Here is a 22,161-nt window from a genome sequence, read left to right as displayed (position 1 = left end):
GGTCCCTTAACCGCGTGGCGCCTGGGCGCTGGCGACTTTCACGTTGTTGCCCGCCACCTTCGGCGCCGGGTTGCTGGCCTCCAGGGCCTGGCGCTGCTGGGCGAGGGCGGCGAGGGTTTGTTCGCTGGCCATCTGTGTTTCTTCCGGGGTTACCGGCGAACCAGGGCGTACGCGCTGCAGGCCCTTGACCACGATGCGGTCGTCCTTGCCCAGGCCGCTGCGCACGATGCGCAAGCCTTCCAGCTTCGGCCCCAGTTCCACGGCGCGGTAGGTGGCCTTGTTGTCCTTGTCCATGACCAGCACAAACTTCTTGCCAAGGTCGGTACCCACGGCTTCGTCGTTGATCAGCATGGCGTCGTACTGGGCGCTGCCGACCAGCTTCAGGCGCGCATACAGGCCCGGGGTGAACTGGCCATTGCTGTTGTCGAATACCGCGCGGCCGCGGATGGTGCCGGTGCGCGGGTTGACCTGGTTGTCGACGAAGTTCATCTGGCCCAGGTGCGGGTTGCCGCTTTCGTTGGTCAGGCCCAGGTATACCGGGGTGCTCTGGCTACGCTGGCCTTCACGGGCCAGCTGGGTGTACTTGAGGTACACGCGCTCGTCGGCGTCGAAGTAGGCGTAGACCTTGTCGGTGGACACCACGCTGGTCAGCGGGGTGACATCGGCGGTGACGATGTTGCCGGCGGTGAACTCGGCGCGGCTGACTCGGCCGCTGATGGGCGCGGTGACGCGGGTGAAGCTGAGGTTCAGGCGCGCCAGGTCGAGCTGGGCCTGGATCGCATCGACCCCGGCACGGGCTTCGGCGGCGGCACTGCTGCGCGATTCGGCCAGTTCGGCGGAGATGGCATTGCTGTCACGCAGGCGCTCGCCACGACGGGCTTCGTTGGCGCTGCGGATGGCGGTGGCCTTGGCTTGTTGCAGCTGGGCTTCGAGGCGGCGGACTTCGGCCTGGAACGGGCGTGGGTCGATCTGGAACAGCAGGTCGCCTTTCTTGACCTGAGCGCCTTCGGTGAAGGCGACCAGGTCGATCTGGCCGGAGACCCGCGGGCGCACTTCGACGGTTTCCGGGGCTTCGAGGCGGCCGGTGAACTCGTCCCATTCGGTGATCGGTTGCTCGATCACCTTGGCCACACTTACCTTCGGCGCAGCGGGAGCCTGCACCGCGTCGGGGGTTCGACCGCAAGCGCTGATCACCACCACTGCCAGGGCAGCGAGGGGGAAGCGCAAGGGTTTGAGTGATTGTTCCATGGAGAACTCCGCCAATGTATTAGTAGTGGGCGGAGTGTGAGTGTGTTGCGCGTGAGGCACGAATCGAACGGGACGAAGGTTAATATCACGCTGAATGATAAGTGGGGATCAACTATCGATGGCGGCCCGGGTTGGGCGCAGAACACCGCCTGTGTGGGCTTCAGGTTACGCGAAAGCCTGGGCCTGGCCATTCAGTGAATACTTGAGGCCAGCTCGAAGATCGGCATGTACATGAGGATTACGATCAGGCCGATCAGCAGGCCGATGAAGGTCATCAGCAGCGGTTCGAACAGTTTGACGAACCATTCCACCCAGCGGCCGATTTCCTGGTCATGGAAGTCGGCGCAGCGCTCCAGCATCTCGCCCAGGTTGCCAGACTGCTCACCAGCGCGCAGCAGGCGCAGGGATACCGGCGTCACCAGGTGCCCGGCCGCCAGAGCATCGGAAAGCGGCAGCCCTTCGCCCACCCGCTGGCTGGCCTGCTCCAGACCCTGCGCTGCTGCGTTGCCGAGCAGGCCGCGGGCCATGCCCATGGCGGTGAGGATGGGGATGCCGCCTTGCAGCAGAATGCCCAGCGAGCGATAGAAACGCGCCAGCTCGTACATCATCAGGCGCTGGTGCAGTGCGGGCAGGCGCCGCAGTTGGCAGGAGGCCCAGTTCCGTACACGCGGGTGCCGGCGCAGCAGCCAAAGCGCCGCGACCCCACCGACGGTGCCCAGCGCCAGTGGCGCTTGCTGGGCATGCAGAAACAGGCCGACCTGCATCAGCACCCGTGACAGCCAGGGTAGCTCGGTGCCCATGCCTTCGAACACCTGGCTGAAACGCGGCACCACGTAGCCGAGCAGGAACAGCACCACACCGCCTCCCACCAGCAACAGCAGTAACGGGTAGACCGAGGCACCCACCAGCTTCTGCCGGACCAGGTCCAGGCGCTGGCGATAGCTGATGTAGCGGGTGAGGGCGTCGCCCAGAGCACCGGTGCGTTCGCTGGACTGCACCAGCGCCACATACAACGGCGGGAATACCCGCGGTTGCTGGCCCAGCGCCTGGGACAGCGAGCGGCCCTCGTACAGCTGGCGCACCAGCTCGGCGAGCACCTTGCGCGCTGTCGCTGCCGGGCTCTTCTCCGCCAGGCTTTCCAGTGCGTCGATCAGCGGCAGGCCGGCATTGAGCAAGGTTGACAGTTCCTGGCTGAACAGCACCAGGTCGAATGCCGCTTCACGGCGCCAGGCCATGCCGCGCAGCGCGCCGCCGCTGCTGCGCAGGCTGAGCACACGCAGGCCCTGGTCTTCGGCCTGGCGGCGGGCCTGGTCGGCGTCCTCGGCATCGATCCGCAATTGCACCACGCCCTGCCTGCCCAGGGCCTTGAGGCTGTAGCGCATGGCCGCTCTCCTTACTGCCAGCTGGTAATTTCAGCGTTTTCGCCATCGCCACCCGGCTGGCCGTCCTTGCCCATCGACAGCAGGTCGTATTCACCGCCGTTCTCGCCAGGTTGCCGGTAGATGTAAGCGCGGCCCCACGGGTCTTGCGGCACGGCCTTCTGCAGGTACGGACCGGTCCAGCGAGCCTCGCCACTGGGCGCGACCACCAGCGCCTGCAAACCTTGTTCGCTGTTGGGGTAGTGGCCGACCTCCAGACGGTACAAGTCCAGGGCCTTGCTCAGCCCCTCGATCTGCGCCCGCGCTACCTTGGCCTCGGAGCGGCCTAGCTGACTGAAGTATTTGGGGGCGACGATGCCGGCCAGCAGGCCGAGTACTACCAGTACCACCAGGAGTTCAAGCAGAGTGAAGCCACGTTGCGGGTTGGTTCTGCGCTGCATGGTGAAACCCTCCACTGCATGGGGACAAGCGTTGACATGCGCCATGCAACAGCCGTGCACGTCTGCCTCGGGGCCTTGCGCCATGCGGCACAGGAAGCGGCACAGTGCTTGCGTCGTGGTGAATGTACTCGGGTTTTCCGGGGCATTTCCCCCACATCGGGGGCCACGACGAAGAGGCGACCGGCATGCGTGGACTCATCCTCGGTTTGATCTGGCTGGCGGCAGGTGCTGCCCAGGCCGATGTGTACATCTCAATCGATGCCAAGGGTGGCTACGTACTGACCAATGTCCATCGACCAGGGCGACACTATGAGAAGGTGATCAGCGAGCCGCTGGCCCAGGGCGGGCCGGTCAAAGCGCAGATGATCACCGGCCGCCCTTACGCCGAGGTAGTCGCCACGGCTGCGCGCCTCCACAACCTGCCGCCGGCGCTGCTGCACGCGGTGATCAAGGCCGAGTCCGGCTACAACCCCAAAGCCCGTTCGCGGGCGGGTGCAGTGGGGTTGATGCAACTGATGCCGGACACCGCCCGCGAGATGGGGGTGCAAGACCGCCTGGACCCGGAAGACAATGTGCAGGGCGGGGCACGCTACCTCAAGCAGATGCTCACCCTGTTCGACAACGACATCACCTTGGCCGTGGCGGCCTACAACGCTGGCCCGGATGCTGTACTGCGGCGCGGTGCCGTGCCGCCGTTTGCCGAGACCCGGCGCTATGTGCCCACGGTGCTGCGCGAGTATCGAAAGTTGCAAGGGTTGACGGATGATTCGTCTTTGTAACAGCGGGCGTGCAGCTCAAGCATTCCCGCAGGGGCCGCGCCACCCTCAAGCTGTTTTGGGTAGGTGAAGTCAGGGCGAATAAATACCCTTCGGCGGATGCCATCAATTTAATACTATAGTTTCCCCAAGTCTGGGCTATAACCTTCTGAAGGTGCCCAGCTGAGGAGTCCGTTATGGACGCCGCCCCTCGTTCCGTCACTCTTGACGTGCCAGCCGGTAGCGAGCTGGCCGCCCCGCGCAAGCCATTCAACCTGCTGCGCTGGTATGCCTGGGTCAGTCTGGCCATCATTCTCTCGGTGGCTGCCGGGCTGGGGCTGATTTCCAGCCGCTTCATCATCGACGAGAGCGTCGAGCGTGATGCGTTACTCACCGCACAGTTCATCACCTCCATTGCCGATGCCGAAGTGCGCCATGTGTCGATCCCCAATGTGCGGACCATGGGCGAACTGCTCGATCCGCGCACCGACCGCAATAACTTGCCCGACGTCGACCCGCAAGCCCGGCGCAAGGCCCGCGGCGAGTTCCTTGACCATATCGCTCACCTGCCCGATATGCTGCTGGCCAATATTTATGCTTTGGACCATACAGTGATCTGGTCCACCAACCCGGCACTGGTCGGCAAGCTGATCGAAGGCGACGAAGACCTGAGTCGGGCTTTCGAGTACAAGATGCGGGTCTCGGCCAGCTACCACAATTTCGAACAGGCCCGCGCCGAGCAGAAGTTCATCACCCCGCCCAAGCAGTTGTTCATCGAGAACTACATTCCGCTGTTCGATGCCGATGGCGATCGGGTCACAGCGATGGTCGAGATTTACAAGGAGCCCCACGACCTGATCGCACGCATCGAGCGTGGCCTGATCCTGATCTGGTTGGCCATCACGGTCGGCGCTGCACTGGTCTATGTCGGCCTTTACGGCATCATGCACCGCGCCGCACGGCTGCTGGCGGTACAGCAGAAACGCCTGATCAGCAGCGAAACCTACGTGGCACTGGGTGAGGTGTCTTCGGCGGTGGCCCATAGCTTGCGCAACCCGCTGGCCAGTATCCGCTCAAGTGCGGAACTGGCCCTGGCGTTCGACGAAGGCCCGGCGCAACGCCAGGTCAACGATATCATCAGCCAGGTCGATCGCATGTCGCAGTGGATCCGCCAGATGCTGCAGTCACTGCGCCCGCTGAACGACGAGGTATTGGCGGTGGACTTGCCGCAGGCGTTGCATGAAAGCCTGCAGACCTACGCTGTGCCGCTGGCGCGCAGCGGGGTAAGCCTGGACCTGCAACCGTTACCGGCCGTGCAGGTGTTGGGGCACCCGGTATTGCTGCGCCAGGTATTCAGTAGCCTGATTGCCAATGCCTTGGAGTCGATGGAGCAGGGCGGGCGGTTGCGTATCGAGGTGGTACGTCACAACCGGCGCAGCCTGACTTTGCGCCTGGCCGACAATGGTAAGGGCATGAACGAAGAGCAGCAGCGTATGGCTTTTCGACCGTTCTTTACCACCAAACAGGGTGGGCTGGGGGTGGGGCTGGTGCTGGTGAAACGTATCATGGAACGTTTCGGTGGTACGGTCCGGCTCAGCAGCAGCGCAGGCCATGGCACGAGGGTTTCGTTAAGCTTTCGACTGGCCTGAATATGTCAAATTACCTCAATATAATTTAGTAAGGTATTGATATAAAAGGATTTTTATTTTTGGGTGATAATCACCCAGATGTGGGGAATCATCCTCTAATCATTCTTAATAAGTTCTTGCAAGCTACTGAAAAATAACGTTTTTAATTTGGCATGGTCCTGCTGGCCGAGTTTTTGCAGCGAAGTTTGTGAAGCGCGACACGCGACAAATGGCAGCTGCGACTGCCCAGGTGGATTGCTACCCAGTGGCTGCTGCCATTGGCCTTGATGCAGTTCTGAACGTACGCCCTGCGCGGGAACCACGCGATGCAGATGCTGGAAAACGAAGCGCCCGACAAGGCCAATGCGACCGCCAGCGGACGGGCCGTACCCTTGCGTGAATTCAACCTGCTGCGCTGGTTTTCGGTGATCAGCCTGTTGATCATTACCGCGGTGGCAGGTGGGCTGGGTTACGTTTCGACGCGCTTCGTGGTGCGCGACAGCGTGCAGCGCGATGCCATGCTCACCGCGCAGTTCATTCAGGCAATGGCCCAGGCTGAAGTGCGTCATTCGCAATTGCCGCCTGGCACCACCATGGGCGAATTGCTGGACCCGCGGCTGGACCTGCAGCACTTGCAGTTCACCCCGGCCTTGGCCGAATCGACCCGCGTCGAGTTCCTCGATCATGTCGAGCACCTGCCGGACACCTTGCTGGCCAACGTCTATGCCCGCGACCGCACTATTGTCTGGTCCACCAACGTAGAGCTGATTGGCAAGCAGATAGAAGTTGATGGCGATCTTGAGCGCGCCTTCCGCTCGCGCAAGGCGGTGTCGGCCAGTTATCACAAGGCCGCCGAGGATCGCGAAGAGCAGAAGTTCCAGCGCGCACCGCGTTACCTGTTCATCGAGAACTACATCCCGCTGTTCGACAGCCAGGGTGAGCAGGTACTGGCCATGGTGGAAATCTACAAGGAGCCGCAGGACCTCATTCGGCGCATCCAGCGCGGCTATGTGCTGATCTGGGCCTCGACACTGGTGGGTGGGGCGTTGATCTACTTCGGCCTGTTCTGGATTGTGCGCCGTGCGGCGCACATGCTGCACCTGCAGCAGGAGCGGCTGGTGGCAAGCGAAACCTACGTGGCGCTGGGAGAAATGTCGTCGGCCGTGGCTCACAGCATGCGTAACCCGCTGGCCAACATACGCTCCAGCGCCGAACTTGCCCAGGAAACCGCCAACGCTGCTGCGCAGAAGAACATCACTGACATCATCAGCCAGGTCGACCGAATGTCGCGCTGGGTGCGCGACCTGCTGGTGTCGTTGCGCCCGGCCAGTGACGAACCCGAGGCCGTGGACCTGGTGGCGGCCATCGAGGACACCCACCTGGCCTTTGCCCAGCAGATCGAACGCAACGGCGTGCGCTTCCATTTCGAAGGGCCTGACGTGCAGTGGGTGGTCAGCCAGCCGCTGCAGCTTACGCAGATTCTCAACAGCCTGTTTTCCAACGCCCTGGAGGCCATGCCCGCTGGCGGGATGCTCAATGCCCAGGTCAATGTGCAAGAAGGCCTGCGTGCCGAGTTCGTGCTGACCGACACCGGCAAAGGCATGAGCCAGCAGCAGGAACGGATGGTGTTCAAACCGTTCTTCACGACCAAGCAGGGTGGCCTCGGTGTGGGCCTGGCCCTGGTCAAACGCATCATGGAACGTTTTGGCGGCTCGGTCAGCCTGAGCAGCCGCGAAGAGGAAGGAACCCGCGTCAGTCTTACATTCAATATTGCAGCGGGAGGGGAACATGGAGCAGAGCATCCTGGTCGTCGAGGATGATGAAATCCTTGCCGACAACATTCGCACCTACCTCAGCCTCAAGGGCTACGAAGTCATCGTGTGCCACAGCGCGGAGCTGGCGTTGGAGCAGATCAAGCGGGCGCAACCTGACGCGGTGCTGACCGACAACTCGTTGCCAGGCATGAGCGGGCACGACCTGCTGCGCACGTTGGTGGCCCAGGCGCCGGACCTGAAAGTGATCATGATGACCGGCTACGGCAATGTCGAAGATGCCGTGCAGGCGATGAAGGAGGGCGCCTTTCATTACCTCACCAAGCCGGTGGTACTGGCCGAGCTCAAACTGACCCTGGACAAGGCCCTGGCTACCGAGCGCATGGAGCGCACGCTGTCGTTCTATCAGGAGCGCGAGGCGCAGAAGTCCGGGTTGCAGGCATTGATCGGCGAGTCGCCGGTGATGCTCACCCTCAAGCACACCCTGCGCCAGGTACTCGATGCCGAGCGGCGCATGGCCAGTGACGACCTGCCACCGGTGCTGATCGAAGGCGAGACCGGTACTGGCAAGGAACTGGTGGCCCGTGCCCTGCACTTCGATGGTTCGCGCAGTAAAGGGCCTTTCATTGAGTTCAATTGCGCTTCGATCCCTGCCAACCTGCTTGAGGCCGAACTGTTTGGCCACGAGAAGGGCGCGTTCACCGATGCCAAGGAGCGCCGGGTAGGCCTGGTAGAGGCTGCCGATGGTGGTACCTTGTTCCTTGACGAGATCGGCGAAATGGACCTGGTGCTGCAGGCCAAGCTGCTCAAGTTGCTGGAAGACCGCAGCATCCGCCGGATTGGTGCCGTGAAGGAACGCAAGGTGGATCTGCGGGTGATCAGCGCCACCAACTGTAATCTGGAGCAAATGGTGCAGCAGGGCAAATTCAGGCGTGACCTGTTCTTCCGCCTTCGCATTATCGCCCTGAAGGTGCCGCGCCTGTATTCGCGTGGGCAGGACATTCTGCTACTGGCGCGGCATTTCCTTGCCCACCATAGCCGGCGCTATGGCAAGCCGAACCTGCGCTTTTCGGCCGAGGCCGAAAGCCTGCTGCTCGGTTATAGCTGGCCTGGCAATGTGCGTGAATTGCGCAACATGCTGGAGCAGACGGTGTTGCTGGCGCCGAACGAGGTGGTGCAAGCGCATCAGTTGAACCTGTGCATGACCTTGGTTGACGAGCCGTTGGCGCAACAGCCGATGGCGACCATGTTCGAAATGCCGCGGCACGAGCCAGAACCGGGTACAAGCCTGCCTGACATGGAGCGTGATCTTGTTTGCAAGACCCTGGACCGCACCGATTGGAACGTGACCAAGTCGGCGCGGATGCTTGGGTTGTCGCGGGATATGCTGCGTTACCGGATCGAAAAGCTGGGGCTGACCCGGCCTGACAAGCGTCAGTGGTAGTACAGGCCGTGTCGTCAGGGGTTACCTGTGCCTGAGCTGCCTTCTCCTTGCCGGCCGGTACCTTCCGACCCACTGCCCTCCATCCCCGGCAGATCGCGGTTGTCATTCTGCTTGGCTGGCGGGCTTTGCGGTTCGTTGCCCTGTATGCGCGGGTCGGTGGCCCGCGGCAAAGGCTTCTCGATCGGGTTGAGGGTGCTGTCCACGCCTGGCTGTGGCGCCGTATTGTGTGGGTCGTCGGGGTAGGTCGGACCGGTGCCGACAGCAAAGGCCAGCGGCGAGGCGAGCAGGGCAATCGACAGGACGATCGAGCGGGACATGGCAGGCTCCTTTGCTGTAAGGGTAAGGCTCATACTTCCCTTTGGCCTTACCCGAACCGTCAAGGTGCCATTACCCCGATCAACGGTCACACCACCAGCGACAACAACATGATGAAAATGATGCCGACGATGGACAGGATCGTCTCCATCATGCTCCAGGTCTTGAAGGTTTCTGCCACGGTCATGTTGAAGTACTGCTTCACCAGCCAGAAACCGGCATCGTTCACATGCGACAGGATCAGCGAGCCGGCACCGGTGGCCAGTACCAACAGCTCACGGTTCACCCCCGGCACCAGGTCGATCACCGGTGCCACGATACCCGCGCCGGTGATGGTGGCGACCGTGGCGGAGCCGGTCGCGATGCGGATCACCGCCGCCACCAGCCATGCCAGCATGATCGGCGAAATTTCTGCCTGCACAGCCATCTGCCCGATCACGTTGCCTACGCCGGTATCCACCAGCATTTGCTTGAAGCCACCGCCAGCGCCGACGATCAGCACGATGGCGGCAGTCGGTGCCAGGCTCTGGTCGAGCATCTTCATGATCTGCTGGCGGTTGAAGCCGCGGGCCGAACCGAAGGTGTAGAAGGCCAGTAACAGGGCGGCGAGCAGGGCGGTGATCGGGTGACCGATCAGGTCCATCCACTGGCGCACGATGTGCTCGGCAGGCAGCACCACGTCGGCGAACGTTTTAAGCAGCATCAACGCGACCGGCAGCAGTACGGTGATCAGGGTGATGCTGAAGCTTGGCAGGTTGCCCTGATCGGAGTCCTTGGCGATCTGGTCCATCAGCTCCTGGGACGGGTTGCCCGGGATGTAGCGGGAAATGAAGTTACCGAACAGAGGGCCGGCGATGATCGCGGTGGGCAGTGCGACGATCAGGCCGTAGAAGATGGTCTTGCCAATGTCAGCGTGGAAAATGCCGATCGCCAGCAAGGGGCCCGGGTGTGGTGGCACCAGCCCGTGCACCACCGACAGGCCGGCCAGCAGCGGAATGCCGATTTTCACCAACGATACGCCCGAGCGCCGGGCGACGATGAACACCAGGGGAATCAGCAACACAAAGCCGATTTCGAAGAACAGCGGGATGCCCACCAGGAAGGCGGCGAACATCATCGCCCAATGCACGTTCTTCTTGCCGAAGGCGCGGATAAGGGTTTGCGCGATCTGGTCGGCACCACCGGAGTCGGCCATCAGCTTGCCGAGCATGGTGCCCAGGGCGAGCACGATACCGACGAAGCCGAGTACGCCGCCAAAACCGTCCTGGAACGATTTCATGACCTTGGCCACCGGCATGCCGGAAGTCAGGCCCAGGAAGCCGGCCGCGAGGGTGAGGGCGACGAAGGGGTGAACCTTGAAGTGGGTGATCAGCAGGATCAGCCCGACGATGGTAACCAGCGCGTCGAGCAGCAGGAAGGTATCAGTAGCCAGTCCGAACATGGTTTGAAGGCCTCGGTCTTATCGTTGTTTTGGGCGTAGCTTTTTGGAGTCTTTGCCGCGTTTACGGGGTGGGGTAGCGCTGTCTTTGGTGAGGCGGAAAAGCCGCCGAGGTCAGGCGGTTTGCGCCAGGCCCGGCTCACCGCAGTGCTTTAACCAGTGGTCCACCGCTTCGGCCAGTGCTTCGATCGGTTGGGTGGCGTCCAGTGCAAGCGTCAATGGCTCGCCGCGTGGCGATTCCAGGGCCGCGAACTGGCTGTCGATGAGGCTGGCCGGCATGAAGTGCCCTGGGCGAGCCAGCACGCGTTTTTCGGCCTCGGCAGGCGACAGTTCGAGGAACACGAACACCAGCCCAGGCATGGCATCGCGCAGGGTGTCGCGGTAGCGGCGCTTGAGTGCCGAGCAGGTCAGGATCGGGCGTTCACCGGCCTGGGTGGTGGCTTGCAACTCTTCACCAAGGCGGACCAGCCAGCCGGCACGGTCGCTGTCGTCCAGCGGGATGCCAGCGCTCATCTTGCGGATGTTTTCGGCAGGGTGGAAAGCGTCGCCTTCGATCAGGCGGCCGCCGCTTCTGGCAGCGATGGCGGCGCCGATGCAGCTTTTGCCACAACCGGCCACGCCCATCACCACAATGGCGGACAGGGGAGAATTCATCAGTACCTCCTGCGGGTGAGATAGCGCTGTCTCGCCGATGACGAACAGCCACCTCCCCGGTGTTATTGGTCTTGTCCTTACGCAGTATGGACGCCTGGTGGCGAGCGCGTGGTGGCTGCTACCAAAGATTACATTGCCTGCATCCTGAGACAGCGCTACCTTAGTGGCCGTTCCCTCTCCTTGCAAGTAGTAAAATTACAACATTCATGTCCCGCACCGGCTCCCGAACTACAGGTCGTCCCACCCTGGCCGAAGTTGCCAGGCTTTCCGGGGTTTCCCCGATTACCGCTTCGCGCGCCTTGCGTGGGGTCAGCACCGTTGCGCCTGACCTGGTGGAAAAGGTCATCGCCGCAGCAGCGAACCTAGGCTATGTGGCCAACCCGGCCGCCCGGGCGCTGGCCTCGGCACGCAGCCAGTCGGTGGTGGTGTTGATCCCTTCGTTGTCCAACCAACTGTTCATCGATACCTTGGAGGCCATTCACGAGGTCATGCGCCCTCGTGGGCTAGAGGTGCTGATCGGCAACTATCACTACGACCTTGCCGAAGAAGAGAACCTGATCCGCAATTACCTGGCCTATCAGCCCTGCGGCATTTTGCTGACCGGCTTCGAGCGTAGCGATGCTGCCCGGCAGATGCTGGCTGCCAGCGGCGTGCCGTGTGTGCACATGATGGAACTCAATGGCGAGCCAGGGGCTTTGTCGGTCGGCTTCTCGCAGCATCAGGCCGGGCGTGCTGCTGCACGGCACCTGATCGAGCGCGGGCGCAAGCGCCTTGCATTCATTGCCGCGCAACTGGACCCGAGGGTGATGCAGCGTGCCGAGGGTTTCCGTCAGGCTTTGGCAGAGGCTGGTTTGCAGGCCGCCGAGCTGGAGGTGTTGGCCCCGGAGCCATCGTCGATTGCCCTGGGCAGTGTGCTGTTCAGTCAACTGATGCAGCAGGCGCCGGATGTCGACGGCATCTTCTTCTGTAACGACGACCTGGCCCAGGGCGCCGTGCTGCAGGCCTTGCGTCAAGGGGTGGAGGTGCCACGCCAGGTGGCGATGGTCGGTTTCAACGATTTGCCTGCGTCGGCGCATATGGTGCCGCGGCTGACCTCCATTCGCACACCACGGGCTGCGGTGGGTCGGGGTGCAGCACAGGCGCTGCTGGCGTTGCTGGATGGCAAGCGGGTGACGAATGCGCAGCAGGATCTGGGCTTTGAGCTGATGGTGCGGGAGAGCACCTGAGAGTGCCCGCCAAGGCCTTCTCGCGCGACTCCCACAGGAATGATTGGCCCGAAACGATTGTGTAGCGGGTTTACCTGCGAAGCGGGCGACGGGGGCATGGCACCGGCTGCGCCGGTGTTCGCGGGTGAACCCGCTCCTACGGAGGGCGCGCGCGCTAACGGCTGGATTTTGTGCCAGGCGAGTGATTGCAAGGAAATCAGCCTGGCTCAAGACATGCGCCGTAGGTGTAGGAGCGGGTTTACCCGCGAAGCAGGCGATGCGGGGCATGGCACCGGCTGTGCCGGTGTTCGCGGGTGAACCCGCTCCTACGGGGGGCGCGCTGGTTCAAGACAGGCGCTGTAGATGCCACGACTTGCCAACGGCGATCTATGCTCAGAAAACCGCGCATAGGGAGCCCCGCGTCATGTTCGATTTCCATCGCAAGTCTGATTTGGCAGAAATCCAGCGCACCCGCCAGGCGTTGGCCGATGCGCAAGCCAAACTGGCCGCTATCGGCCGTTCCATGGCGATGATCGAGTTCGCCCCTGACGGTACTATTCTCGACGCCAACGAGCGCTTCTGCCAGGCCATGGGCTACAGCGCCGACGAGCTGCGTGGCAAGCACCACCGGCTGTTCTGTGAGCCGGACTATGCAAAAAGCGCCGAGTACCAGCAACTGTGGCGCGAGTTGGGGCAGGGCAAGGCTATCAGCGGTACGTTCGAGCGTATCGACAAGGCGGGGCGCGAGGTCTGGCTGGAAGCCAGCTACATGCCCGTGCTGGACCAGCACCGGCAAGTCACCAGCGTAATCAAGGTGGCGTCGGACATCACCCAGCGGGTGGTGCTGGAGCACGAGAGCGAAAGCCTGCTCAAGGCCATCAGTCGCTCCATGGCGGTGATCGAGTTCACCCCCCAAGGCCGGGTTATCAAGGCCAACCAGAATTTTCTCGACACCATGGGCTACCGCCTCGATGAAGTGGTTGGCCGCCACCACGGGCTGTTCTGCCTGGCGCATGAACGCGAATCGGCCCAGTACCGAGAGTTCTGGGCTTCGCTGAACCGTGGCGAATACCACTCGCACCGCTTCGAACGCGTCAACAAGCAGGGCCAGACCGTTTTTCTGGAGGCCTCCTACAACCCGATCTTCGACAGCAAGGGCCGCCTGTGCAAAGTGGTCAAGTTTGCCAGCGACATCACCCATCAGGTCTGCACCCAGCAAAGCGCCGCCCATGCCGCCCATGCCAGCTCGGTGCAGACCGATGCCTGCGCGCGCAAGGGTACCGAAGTGGTGCAGCAGGCGGTGCAGGTAATCGAGCAGATTTCCCAGGAGCTTAACGACGCTGCGCGCAGCATCGACGCGGTAAACAGGCAGTCGGATGTGATCGGGCAGATTGTGCTGACCATTCGGAGCATCGCCGACCAGACCAACCTGTTGGCCCTTAATGCAGCCATCGAGGCAGCGCGTGCCGGCGAGCACGGGCGCGGCTTTGCCGTGGTGGCCGATGAGGTGCGCAACCTGGCCGCGCGAACCAGCAAGGCCACCCTGGAAATCGTCGATGTGGTGCGGCAGAACCACGACCTGTCGCTATTGGCAGTGGCCAGCATGCAATCGAGCCTCAACCGCACCGGTCACGGCGTGGCGCTGGCCAATGAGGCGGGGACGGTGATCATGGAAATCCAGCAAGGCTCACGGCACGTCGTGGATGCCATCAGCCAGATAACCTCGACGCTGCAATTGCATTGAGCGCCTCGCGCATCTCGTCAAGCAGTGCCTGCAGGCTGAGTTGCAGTTGCGCGCGTTGTTCGACGGTCGGCAGCCCTTTTGCGTGGGCGTGTTCGATAGCTTCACAGTCTTTGACCACAGTGCGCACCCTGATCATTTTGGCGCCACCCTTGATGCGGTGGGCAAGGGCGCGCACGGTTTCATCAGGGGCGTCTGTTGCCAAGGCACGCAGGGCGGCCAGGTCTTCACCGACGCTTATCGACAATTGCTCCAGCAAATGCCGCGTCAACTGTTCGTCGTCCTGGGTCAGGTGACGCAGTTCGGCCAGGTCGAACCCACTATGGAAAGGCTCCGGCGACAGCTGCTGAGGGCGCACCTGGGGCAGGTGGGTCTTGAGCGTGCGCAGACCAATCGGCTTGAACAGGCATTCGTCCATGCCGCTGGCCAGGCAGCGAGTACGCTCCTCGGCCTGGGCATTGGCGGTCACGCCAAGAATACGGCCTGCTGGCAGGCCGCGCTCGCCCTCCAGGCTGCGAATGCGCCGGGTGAGCTCATGTCCGTCCATGACCGGCATGCTGCAATCGGTGATCACCAGGTCGAAGCGCGCTTCCTGCCAGCGTGCAAGGGCGATCTTGCCATTCTCCGCCAGTGTCACATGGTGCCCCAGGGTTTGCAGTTGCCGTTCCAGCAAAAGCAGGTTGGCCGGGTAGTCGTCGACCACCAAGATATTGAGCGGGCCGCTGTTACTTTCATGTGTGGTGAGTTGCGGGTCCGCTTGTGCCGGTGCTTCGCAGACGGGTAACCGCAGGCTGACTTGTACCCGGGTGCCAACGCCCTCGACGCTCTGAAGGCTCAGTGCGCCGCCCATCAGTTCGGCCAGGGTACGGCTGATGACCAACCCCAGGCCTGCCCCTTGACGTGCCCTTGGGCCATCGACCTGAACGAAGGCACTGAACAGCCTGGCCTGGTCGGCGGGGCTGATGCCGATGCCGGTGTCGCGCACATTCAGCTCGATAGCCAGAATGCCGTGGCCGGCAACTTTGGGCAGCAGCAGGCATGCCTGCACTTCACCACGGTCGGTGAACTTGATGGCGTTGCTGATCAGGTTGGACAGAATTTGCTTGAGTCGCAGTGGATCAGCCAGCACCCATACCGGCTCTGCAGGCAGCTCGCCGTGTAGATGCAACCCTTTGGCCCGGGCATTGCCTTCGAACACCCGCAGCGTGGCGCGCACCAGTTCGACCAGATTGGTGGGTACTGGCTGCAGGCTGATGTGCCCGGATTCGATGCGGGAAATGTCGAGAATATCGCCAATCAGCTCAAGCAGGCCAATGGCCGAATCATGGGCGGTCTGCAAGGTCTGGGCGTCGCTGCGGCCGCTGCGGCTATCTTCCAGGGCCAGTTCCAGCAGACCGATCACGGCATTCATCGGGGTGCGGATCTCATGGCTCATGGTGGCCAGGAAGGTGCTTTTGGTCTGGCTGGCCTGTTCGGCATCGTCCTTGGCCTGGCGTAACTGTTCCAGCAGCCCACGGCTCAGCGCGAGCTGTGCCTGAAGCGCGTGCTGTGCCTCGGTGCGCTGGTTGATCAGCTTGCGCAGGTAACTGTTCCAGAACACCACCCCGGCCAGCAGCAGGGCCGACAGCACCAGCACCTGCAAAGCCAGGGTGCGGTAGTCGCGCCAGGGGCTGTCGCTCACCAGAGTGCTGGTGCGCCAGCGGTTGATCAACTGGTCCAGTTCTTCAGGTGGAATGCTTAGCAGCGCCTTGTCGAGAATGGCCTGCAATTGGGGCTGGTCGGCGGCTACGGCAAAGGCGGCAATGGCCGGGGCGTCGTCGAGCATGTTGGCGATGCGCAAACGGTCCTTGAACACATGGCTGATGTAATAGGCAGCATTGATATGGCTGCTCAGGGCAGCGTCGGCAACACCGTTGGCCACGGCCTCCATCTGGCCCAGTGGGTTGTCAACTTCGACTATCTCGGCCTGCGGGTACCGCTGTTGCAAAACGGCCTGCTGCGGTGAGCCGCGCACCAAGGCGATGCGCTTGCCATCCAGGGCCTTGGCCTGTGCAGGTGATTCACCGTCGTTGCGGGTAACAAGCACGCGCGGGCTGACCAGGTAGGGGCGGGTGTAGCGCAGTTGCTTCAAGCGGTCGGCACCATAGCCCAGCGCCCCGATCATCTGTGCCTCGCCCCGCACCAGGCGGTCGATCATGGCCTGCGATGAAGCACTCTCGACGGGTGTGAACTGCAGCCCCGTGCGCAGCGAGATCTGCTTGAGCAGGTCCAGGGTGATACCGCTAGGGCGGTGCTGGGCATCGTTGAACGTCAACGGTGCCAGCGAGGTATTGACCAGTACGCTGATAGTGGGGTGGGCGGTTATCCAGGATTCTTCTTCTTCGCTCAAGGCGGTGAGGTGGCGCTGCAGCAGCAGGCTGGTGTTACCACTGCTCCAGCGGCGCAGAATGTTCAGGCGTTCACTTTCGCTTATGCGTGACAGCGCCTTGTCCACCAGCCGATGCAGGCGCGGGTTGTCGCTGGCGATGGCGAAGGCAAAAGCCTCTGGGGCCAACTGAGAGAAATGGTCGATTTTCAACGTGCCCTGAAAGCTTTTGCCGATCATGTAGTCAGTGCTGATGGCATCGCCCAGATAGGCGTCTGCCTCGCCCAGCGCCACGGCAGCGAGCCCGGCCAGGGTCGAGCGGTACAGGCTCAGTTGCGCCTTGGGGTACAGTGTGCGAACGCTGACGGCCGGCAGGTAGTGATCGACCATCGCCAGGCGCAGGCCGGCGAGCTCGGGCGAGCTTTTCAAGCTGCGCCCTTCACGGGTGACGATCACTGGCAGGTCGTCGGCATAGGGGGTGCTGAGGCTTAGCTGGGCGTCCGCCGCCTCGAAGGCGTTGGAGCTACCCAACAAGTCGATACGGCCATCACGCAGGGCGGTGATGGCCTCGTGACGGCTGTCAAAACGACGTACTTCAATGGGGATATCCAGCTGTTCGCCGATGATGCCGGCGTAGTCTGCGCTCAGTCCCTCATAGTCATGCTGGCTGACGTTGATTTCGAACGGGGGGTAATCGGGGCGCGCACTGCCCATTACCAGGCGTTCGCGTTGTTTCAGCCAGTGGCGATCATCGCCGGATAACGTCAGTGGGGCAGCGGCACTGATCGAGCGCGCCAGCAGATGGCGTGGTTCACTGCTGGCCTGCAGTTCCGGGGAGTTGGCCAGACCGATAGCCAGAAGGACGCTCGCCAGCAACTGTTTCATGGCAGCCGAGCGCTCAATAGACGCTGTTGCGCTTGGCCAGGTCGACCATTTCCACCAGCGACTCGGTCTTGAGCTTTTCCATGATACGGCCCCGGTAGGTGCTGATGGTCTTGGCGCTGAGGTTCATGCACGTGCCGATGTTCTTGTTGTTCTCACCGCGCGCAAGGCGCCGCAGCACTTCCATTTCTCGGTTGGAGAGACTGGCCAGGCGCACTGGCTCGCTCTCCAGCGAGTTGCTGTTGACCGACATTTGCGGAAAGGTCGAATAACCCTTGGTCAGGGCCTTGAGGGCGAACAGCAGGGCCTCGTGGTCCTCTTCCTTGGTGACGAAGGCGCCTATTCCGGCATCCAGGCAGCGACGCACATACAGATCGGTGGCCTGGCCGGTCAGCACCATGATCTTCGGTACCGGCTCCAGGCTCTGCAATCGCTTGATGACTTCCATGCCGTCCAGGCCAGGCAGGCCGATGTCGAGAATGACTACGTCCGGGCGCAGTTCGCGGGCTACCTGAGCCACTTCACTGCCATTGCCGACCTCGCCGATGACATGGAAGCGCTCGCGCTCGAGCAGTAGGCGCAACGACAGCCGGACAATAGGGTGGTCGTCGACGATCAGCACGGTTGTCATGAGGAAAACTCCTGTAGGGATGTGGTCCGCTTCCTGGAACACTCAGGAATACGTCTGCAAGTGGGGTTATCGGAAGCGCTGCACGATACGACCATTCCCGAGGTTTGGTAATGCCGAGTATAGAAGTGTTGAAATCCCCAGTGCTTATTGTTGAAAAGTCCTACAAGAAACAGGAAAGACATCACCCTGAAACAGCGGTGATGCCGGTGCTTTGCAGTTGTTCAGACGCAGGCGGCGTGCGGTTTGTGTATCCGCAGCGTGGAGGCAGGGTTGTTGGCCAATGCCTGACCGACCCGCGTCGGGCGGGCTACCAACTGCCCGGTACAATTCGGGCAGCGGCCTTGGAAGCGAGTTTCGGCACAGGCACGGCAGAACGTGCATTCGAAGGAGCAGATCATAACGTCGGGGCTGTCACCCGGCAGGTCGGCATCACAGCACTCGCAGTTGGGGCGTAGTTCCAGCATGGGCATGACTCCTGTTCGCAGGCGGGAACCCGGAGTCTGCTACGCCCGAGGCAAGGCTGGCAATGTTCAGTCGCCAGGGCGGTACAGGTGGGCATGCCCGGCACGGTACAAGGCCGATTCGGCGAACGGTGTATCCCCCAGGACGTGGCCTACCAGGATCAGCGCCGTGCGCCGGAAATCCTTGGCCGCTACGCGTTCGACGATATCGCCGAGGTTGCCGCGCACCCAATCCTGGTCTGGCCAGGTGGCCCGATGCACCACCGCAACCGGGCAGTTCGCGCCGTAGTGCGGCATCAACTCATCGACAATGCGTGACAGGTGCTTGACCCCCAGATGAATTGCCAGGGTGCTGCCATGGCGCGCCAGGTCGCCCAACTGTTCACCCGGCGGCATGGGCGAGCTGTCGCCGTAGCGAGTAAGGATCACCGTCTGCGCCACTTGAGGCAAGGTCAGCTCGCAGCCGAGCAGGGCGGCGCTCGCTGCCGTGGCGGTAACGCCGGGGATGATCTGGTAATCGATGCCCAGCGCCTGCAGGTGGCGAATCTGCTCACCGATGGCGCCGTACAGGCTGGGGTCGCCGCTGTGCACCCGGGCCACATCCTGACCTTTTTCGTGTGCGCTGCGCATGGCAGCGATGATCTGTTCCAGGTGCAGTTCGGCGCTGTTGATCACGGTTTCGGCCTGGTGGCCTTCGAGCACGGCGGCGGGTACCAGTGAACCGGCATAAATGATCACCGGGCACTGACGAATCAGCCGTTGGCCCTTGACCGTGATCAGCTCCGGGTCGCCGGGGCCGGCACCGATAAAGTAGATGGTCATGCAAAGTCCTGGCAAGAAAGAGGGGGCGAAACGCTCAGCAGGCCAGGGCGAGCGTCGCCGGGCCCAGTACCTGGCGCGTCAGCAGCAGCCTGGCCGTACCCTGCCGCTGGCTGGCCAGGGCCAGTGCCGCGCTCTCGGCTACGCCCCAGCAGCCACTGTGCCTGTGGGCAAAGGCGGAGCGGTGGCTGAGCAGTGGTTCATAGGGTTGCAGTTGCGCGCCATGGTACAGCACCAACGGCAAACCGAGGTGCTCTGCCAGTTGCAACAAGCCGGGCTCGTCGGCCTTCAGGCTGATGCTTGCGATGCCGCGCAGGTCAGCCAATGCCAGGCCCTGTTTGTCCAGGGCCTGGCACAGCAAGCGTTGCAAGGTATCCGCCGGGCAACCCCGGCGGCAGCCAAAACCGGCATAGAAGGCAGGCATCAAGCCTGGCTGGAACGGCGGAACAGCCAGGCGCTGAGCAGCCCCAAGGCCAGCCAGAAGGCGGCGTTGGTCAGCCAGGAGGCGACTTTGAACTGGGTTTCCAATGCTTCAGGGGCCAGGCTTTCGTGCACCTCGGGTTGCGGTGCACCGATCACATGAGGAATGACCAGCAGCACGGCGCCCAGCGCCTTCAGCAACCAGTGGCGGGCGAACACCAGCAAGGCCAGGCCCAGCGCTGTGGCACTGGCTGTACCGACCCACCAGGTCTGGCGTTGCCCCAGGTCGGCGGCCGCCGTACCCGGCAGTTCTGGTGGCAAGCCCAGGGTTGGGGCCAGGCAGAACACGGCGAAGCCAGCCAACCCCCACAATGCGCCAGTGGCGGCGCGTTTGGGCTCGCGAAGGCTGTACAGGGCGGCGAGGATCAGGGCGAAGCCGACCGCAACCACCAGGTTGCCGCCTGTGGTGGACAGCACGCGCTGCCAGCCGTCTTCCGGCGACCAGGCTTCGGCGCTGTGTTCATGAGCGGCAACTTCGCCACCGTGTTCGTGGTGTGCGGCCGGGGCCGAGGACTCGTAGGTTTCCGCCTCCAGAATCAGCGGAGCCACCCAGAAGCTTTGCAGCAAGGTCAGCAACAGGGCTGCAAGGAGCCCGCTGAATCCCGCAGTACGGGCAATGCGCGTGATCATCAGGCGTACTCAGTGGCAGGGGAAGGCGGCGCTGTGGCGGGTGTCGTGGGCGGCGTTGTGCACGGCCTCGATGTGCGAGAACCCGGCAAAGTAGACCAGGCACAGACCCAGCAAGCTGGCACCGACGGCGATGGTTACACGTTGGCTGAGCGTAACGGGGGTAGCAAGGCTGTGTTGTTTGGCGCTGGTGACGGGCATGACGCGATCCTCTGCTTTTTGTGGGCAATGGGCGAGCGCGGCAGCCCCGGACGTGGTCGCCCAAGGGAATGCAACAGCGCCCGCCCACCGCGGGGTGTTCATGAACGCCAGGCCGGTCTCCGGGCTTGCGAGGAAGAGCTGGGCTCCTGGAACGCGTCACCTTCCCATGCCGTACTACGAGGCACAGTGGTACAGACGCTTCACTCGCTTACCGTTGCGGGGGCAGCACCGGCATTGTCCGGCCCTGCTGAAGGGCCTGGGACGCACCGGTTTCCCGTTTCACCCCCTGAGGGGCACCTGAACGCGAGGCATAAGGAGAGCATGGGGCGGGCTTGGCGTCAATGTCATACAGCGCGCGAGGCCGTTGAACAGCAGGTACGGCAGGCTCAGGCCTGCAGTCTTCTTCCTGCAGGCAGAAGTGCAGAAACCGGGCGATCACCCGCGGGCGAATGCCGCCAGCTTGTCGCCATCCAGGCGGTAGCGCACCCACTCATCCTGCGCCTCGGCCCCCAGTTTCTGGTAGAAGCCGATCGCTGGCTCGTTCCAGTCCAGCACACTCCATTCCAGACGCCCGCAGTTGTTCGCCAGCGCTTCGCGGGCAATGTGCTGCAACAACTGCCGGCCGGCGCCATCGCCGCGTTGCTCGGGGGTTACGTACAGGTCTTCCAGATAGATGCCATTGCGCCCGAGCCAGGTCGAGTAGCTGTAGAAGTACACGGCAAAGCCAATTGCACGGCCATCACGCTCGCACATCAGGGTGTGCACAGTGCTGCCTTCGTCGAACAGGCTGTGCTCGATGTCGGCAAGGGTGGCGACCACCTCGTGGCGCGCGCGTTCGTACTCGGCCAGTTCGGTGATGAAGGTGAGGATCTGCTCGGCATCGGTACGAACGGCAGGGCGAATGGTGAGGCTCATGGTGACGGCTTCCTTGATCCGGATTGTCGGTACAGTGATGTGTATCTGCGTAATTTAAACGAACTGTATCGGTTGCTGGGAGTGGCGCTCCGTTAGTGTGACAGCACCAATAAAGAAAGTGGAATGCCCGCCATGCTTGCCTCTGCCGACCTGCTGACCGCCTTTGTGCTGTTTGCCTTTGTGTCTTCCATCACCCCGGGCCCCAACAACACCATGTTGCTGGCCTCGGGGGTGAACTTCGGCGTGCGCCGCTCGGTCCCTCATGCCTTGGGTATCAGTTTTGGTTTCATGATGATGGTGCTGGCCGTCGGCCTGGGGCTGGGTGAGGTATTCAAGGCCTGGCCACCCCTGTACACGGTGCTGCGCTACGCTGGCGCCGCCTATCTGCTGTACCTGGCCTGGAAGATCGCCACTTCCGGGCCGGTCGGCACGGCCGCGTCCAGTGCCCGCAAACCGCTGGGCTTCTGGGGTGCGGCGGCGTTCCAGTGGGTCAACCCCAAGGCTTGGGTGATGGCGGTAGGGGCGATTACCACCTACACGCCAGCGCAAGGCTATGTAACCAACGTGATCGTCATTGCGGCCTTGTTCGCTTTGGTCAACTTGCCCAGCGTGGGGGTATGGGTGATGTTCGGCAGCGCCCTGCGCAACCTGTTGCAGAATTCGCGCTGGCTGATGCTGTTCAATGTCGTGATGGCCCTGTTGCTGGTGATTTCCCTGTACCCGCTGCTATTTGTAGAATCAGCGTTTTCCTGACCCCGAGA

Annotated in this window: 21 protein-coding genes, 1 pseudogene and 1 riboswitch; of the genes and pseudogenes, 8 read left to right on the top strand and 14 right to left on the bottom strand. The window is 62.6% G+C overall.

The annotated features are described in order from the left end of the window. Window positions 1-6: 6 nt before the first annotated feature. The 3 genes from mexE to gspG form a co-directional block, all read right to left on the bottom strand. Window positions 7-1,248: a multidrug efflux RND transporter periplasmic adaptor subunit MexE gene (gene mexE, locus C4Q27_RS27580; RefSeq protein WP_104887709.1), complete on the bottom strand. Its 1,242-nt coding sequence runs from the start codon at window positions 1,246-1,248 to the stop codon at window positions 7-9. A gap of 191 nt (window positions 1,249-1,439) precedes the next feature. Next, window positions 1,440-2,630, bottom strand: coding sequence for a type II secretion system F family protein (locus tag C4Q27_RS27575; RefSeq protein ID WP_104887708.1), 1,191 nt, complete (start codon window positions 2,628-2,630; stop codon window positions 1,440-1,442). Window positions 2,631-2,641: 11 nt separating this feature from the next. Continuing rightward, entirely contained in the window at window positions 2,642-3,067 is a 426-nt protein-coding gene (gspG, locus tag C4Q27_RS27570; RefSeq protein WP_014861762.1) for a type II secretion system major pseudopilin GspG, read from the bottom strand. 185 nt (window positions 3,068-3,252) lie between these two features. On the opposite strand from gspG, the gene C4Q27_RS27565 reads away from it, so the two are divergent. From C4Q27_RS27565 to C4Q27_RS27545, 4 genes are all read left to right on the top strand, one after another. Continuing rightward, complete coding sequence (locus C4Q27_RS27565; protein ID WP_004576566.1) at window positions 3,253-3,846, top strand: lytic transglycosylase domain-containing protein; 594 nt, start codon at window positions 3,253-3,255, stop codon at window positions 3,844-3,846. A 173-nt stretch (window positions 3,847-4,019) separates the two neighbouring features. Beyond that, window positions 4,020-5,471: a HAMP domain-containing sensor histidine kinase gene (locus tag C4Q27_RS27560; protein ID WP_104887707.1), complete on the top strand. Its 1,452-nt coding sequence runs from the start codon at window positions 4,020-4,022 to the stop codon at window positions 5,469-5,471. A gap of 305 nt (window positions 5,472-5,776) precedes the next feature. Then, complete coding sequence (locus tag C4Q27_RS27550) at window positions 5,777-7,270, top strand: HAMP domain-containing sensor histidine kinase (protein WP_104887706.1); 1,494 nt, start codon at window positions 5,777-5,779, stop codon at window positions 7,268-7,270. Further along, window positions 7,239-8,666 (top strand): sigma-54 dependent transcriptional regulator, encoded by a 1,428-nt coding sequence (locus C4Q27_RS27545; RefSeq protein WP_064491196.1) that lies wholly within the window; start codon window positions 7,239-7,241, stop codon window positions 8,664-8,666. The genes C4Q27_RS27550 and C4Q27_RS27545 overlap by 32 nt, the downstream gene beginning before the upstream one ends. A 14-nt stretch (window positions 8,667-8,680) precedes the next feature. On the opposite strand, the gene C4Q27_RS27540 is transcribed toward C4Q27_RS27545, so the two are convergent. From C4Q27_RS27540 to C4Q27_RS27530, 3 genes are all read right to left on the bottom strand, one after another. Continuing rightward, complete coding sequence (locus tag C4Q27_RS27540) at window positions 8,681-8,983, bottom strand: hypothetical protein (protein ID WP_064491195.1); 303 nt, start codon at window positions 8,981-8,983, stop codon at window positions 8,681-8,683. Window positions 8,984-9,069: 86 nt separating this feature from the next. Further along, window positions 9,070-10,422: a GntP family permease gene (locus C4Q27_RS27535; RefSeq protein ID WP_060489439.1), complete on the bottom strand. Its 1,353-nt coding sequence runs from the start codon at window positions 10,420-10,422 to the stop codon at window positions 9,070-9,072. A 111-nt stretch (window positions 10,423-10,533) separates the two neighbouring features. After that, window positions 10,534-11,073, bottom strand: a complete 540-nt coding sequence (locus C4Q27_RS27530; RefSeq protein WP_010954284.1) for a gluconokinase — start codon at window positions 11,071-11,073, stop codon at window positions 10,534-10,536. 206 nt (window positions 11,074-11,279) lie between these two features. Between C4Q27_RS27530 and C4Q27_RS27525 the strand changes: the two genes are divergently transcribed. From C4Q27_RS27525 to C4Q27_RS30110, 3 genes and pseudogenes are all read left to right on the top strand, one after another. Continuing rightward, window positions 11,280-12,299, top strand: a complete 1,020-nt coding sequence (locus C4Q27_RS27525; RefSeq protein WP_003253830.1) for a LacI family DNA-binding transcriptional regulator — start codon at window positions 11,280-11,282, stop codon at window positions 12,297-12,299. 256 nt (window positions 12,300-12,555) lie between these two features. Next, window positions 12,556-13,437, top strand: a pseudogene (locus C4Q27_RS30115) (PAS domain-containing protein); the annotation flags it as partial. A 12-nt stretch (window positions 13,438-13,449) separates the two neighbouring features. Continuing rightward, entirely contained in the window at window positions 13,450-14,022 is a 573-nt protein-coding gene (locus tag C4Q27_RS30110) for a methyl-accepting chemotaxis protein (RefSeq protein ID WP_371919379.1), read from the top strand. On the opposite strand, the gene C4Q27_RS27510 is transcribed toward C4Q27_RS30110, so the two are convergent. The 8 genes from C4Q27_RS27510 to C4Q27_RS27475 all read right to left on the bottom strand — a co-directional run bounded on the left by C4Q27_RS27510 (window position 13,988) and on the right by C4Q27_RS27475 (window position 21,400). Further along, window positions 13,988-17,269 (bottom strand): transporter substrate-binding domain-containing protein, encoded by a 3,282-nt coding sequence (locus C4Q27_RS27510; protein WP_104887705.1) that lies wholly within the window; start codon window positions 17,267-17,269, stop codon window positions 13,988-13,990. The genes C4Q27_RS30110 and C4Q27_RS27510 overlap by 35 nt on opposite strands. A gap of 13 nt (window positions 17,270-17,282) precedes the next feature. Further along, window positions 17,283-17,897: a response regulator transcription factor gene (locus C4Q27_RS27505; protein WP_003253824.1), complete on the bottom strand. Its 615-nt coding sequence runs from the start codon at window positions 17,895-17,897 to the stop codon at window positions 17,283-17,285. Between the two features lie 221 nt (window positions 17,898-18,118). Further along, window positions 18,119-18,361, bottom strand: a complete 243-nt coding sequence (locus tag C4Q27_RS27500; protein WP_064491192.1) for a DUF1272 domain-containing protein — start codon at window positions 18,359-18,361, stop codon at window positions 18,119-18,121. Between the two features lie 66 nt (window positions 18,362-18,427). Next, on the bottom strand, window positions 18,428-19,180 hold the full coding sequence (cobM, locus tag C4Q27_RS27495; protein WP_104887704.1) for a precorrin-4 C(11)-methyltransferase: 753 nt from the start codon (window positions 19,178-19,180) through the stop codon (window positions 18,428-18,430). 34 nt (window positions 19,181-19,214) lie between these two features. After that, on the bottom strand, window positions 19,215-19,601 hold the full coding sequence (locus C4Q27_RS27490; protein WP_104887703.1) for a cobalamin biosynthesis protein: 387 nt from the start codon (window positions 19,599-19,601) through the stop codon (window positions 19,215-19,217). Continuing rightward, entirely contained in the window at window positions 19,601-20,287 is a 687-nt protein-coding gene (locus C4Q27_RS27485) for a CbtA family protein (protein WP_104887702.1), read from the bottom strand. Before C4Q27_RS27485 ends, C4Q27_RS27490 begins: the two co-directional genes overlap by 1 nt. A gap of 9 nt (window positions 20,288-20,296) precedes the next feature. Next, window positions 20,297-20,485, bottom strand: a complete 189-nt coding sequence (locus C4Q27_RS27480; protein WP_014590842.1) for a CbtB domain-containing protein — start codon at window positions 20,483-20,485, stop codon at window positions 20,297-20,299. A 92-nt stretch (window positions 20,486-20,577) separates the two neighbouring features. Further along, window positions 20,578-20,801: riboswitch (cobalamin riboswitch) on the bottom strand. Window positions 20,802-20,920: 119 nt separating this feature from the next. Then, window positions 20,921-21,400: a GNAT family N-acetyltransferase gene (locus tag C4Q27_RS27475; RefSeq protein WP_003253811.1), complete on the bottom strand. Its 480-nt coding sequence runs from the start codon at window positions 21,398-21,400 to the stop codon at window positions 20,921-20,923. 123 nt (window positions 21,401-21,523) lie between these two features. Here C4Q27_RS27475 and C4Q27_RS27470 point away from each other — a divergent pair, with 123 nt between their 5' ends. Beyond that, complete coding sequence (locus tag C4Q27_RS27470) at window positions 21,524-22,153, top strand: LysE family translocator (RefSeq protein WP_012052198.1); 630 nt, start codon at window positions 21,524-21,526, stop codon at window positions 22,151-22,153. The last annotated feature ends 8 nt before the right edge of the window (window positions 22,154-22,161 follow it).

The sequence above is a fragment of the Pseudomonas sp. SWI36 genome (assembly GCF_002948105.1).
GTDB classification, from domain to species: domain Bacteria; phylum Pseudomonadota; class Gammaproteobacteria; order Pseudomonadales; family Pseudomonadaceae; genus Aquipseudomonas; species Aquipseudomonas alloputida.
Note: the sequence above shows the minus strand (reverse complement) of the source record. Positions and strands in the feature narration are given on the sequence as shown.

Coding starts and splice junctions, on each gene's coding strand:
- mexE (WP_104887709.1), bottom strand. CDS start 1,248: ATGGAACAATCACTCAAACCCTTGCGCTTCCCCCTCGCTGCCCTGGCA.
- C4Q27_RS27575 (WP_104887708.1), bottom strand. CDS start 2,630: ATGCGCTACAGCCTCAAGGCCCTGGGCAGGCAGGGCGTGGTGCAATTG.
- gspG (WP_014861762.1), bottom strand. CDS start 3,067: ATGCAGCGCAGAACCAACCCGCAACGTGGCTTCACTCTGCTTGAACTC.
- C4Q27_RS27565 (WP_004576566.1), top strand. CDS start 3,253: ATGCGTGGACTCATCCTCGGTTTGATCTGGCTGGCGGCAGGTGCTGCC.
- C4Q27_RS27560 (WP_104887707.1), top strand. CDS start 4,020: ATGGACGCCGCCCCTCGTTCCGTCACTCTTGACGTGCCAGCCGGTAGC.
- C4Q27_RS27550 (WP_104887706.1), top strand. CDS start 5,777: ATGCAGATGCTGGAAAACGAAGCGCCCGACAAGGCCAATGCGACCGCC.
- C4Q27_RS27545 (WP_064491196.1), top strand. CDS start 7,239: ATGGAGCAGAGCATCCTGGTCGTCGAGGATGATGAAATCCTTGCCGAC.
- C4Q27_RS27540 (WP_064491195.1), bottom strand. CDS start 8,983: ATGTCCCGCTCGATCGTCCTGTCGATTGCCCTGCTCGCCTCGCCGCTG.
- C4Q27_RS27535 (WP_060489439.1), bottom strand. CDS start 10,422: ATGTTCGGACTGGCTACTGATACCTTCCTGCTGCTCGACGCGCTGGTT.
- C4Q27_RS27530 (WP_010954284.1), bottom strand. CDS start 11,073: ATGAATTCTCCCCTGTCCGCCATTGTGGTGATGGGCGTGGCCGGTTGT.
- C4Q27_RS27525 (WP_003253830.1), top strand. CDS start 11,280: ATGTCCCGCACCGGCTCCCGAACTACAGGTCGTCCCACCCTGGCCGAA.
- C4Q27_RS27510 (WP_104887705.1), bottom strand. CDS start 17,269: ATGAAACAGTTGCTGGCGAGCGTCCTTCTGGCTATCGGTCTGGCCAAC.
- C4Q27_RS27505 (WP_003253824.1), bottom strand. CDS start 17,897: ATGACAACCGTGCTGATCGTCGACGACCACCCTATTGTCCGGCTGTCG.
- C4Q27_RS27500 (WP_064491192.1), bottom strand. CDS start 18,361: ATGCTGGAACTACGCCCCAACTGCGAGTGCTGTGATGCCGACCTGCCG.
- cobM (WP_104887704.1), bottom strand. CDS start 19,180: ATGACCATCTACTTTATCGGTGCCGGCCCCGGCGACCCGGAGCTGATC.
- C4Q27_RS27490 (WP_104887703.1), bottom strand. CDS start 19,601: ATGCCTGCCTTCTATGCCGGTTTTGGCTGCCGCCGGGGTTGCCCGGCG.
- C4Q27_RS27485 (WP_104887702.1), bottom strand. CDS start 20,287: ATGATCACGCGCATTGCCCGTACTGCGGGATTCAGCGGGCTCCTTGCA.
- C4Q27_RS27480 (WP_014590842.1), bottom strand. CDS start 20,485: ATGCCCGTCACCAGCGCCAAACAACACAGCCTTGCTACCCCCGTTACG.
- C4Q27_RS27475 (WP_003253811.1), bottom strand. CDS start 21,400: ATGAGCCTCACCATTCGCCCTGCCGTTCGTACCGATGCCGAGCAGATC.
- C4Q27_RS27470 (WP_012052198.1), top strand. CDS start 21,524: ATGCCCGCCATGCTTGCCTCTGCCGACCTGCTGACCGCCTTTGTGCTG.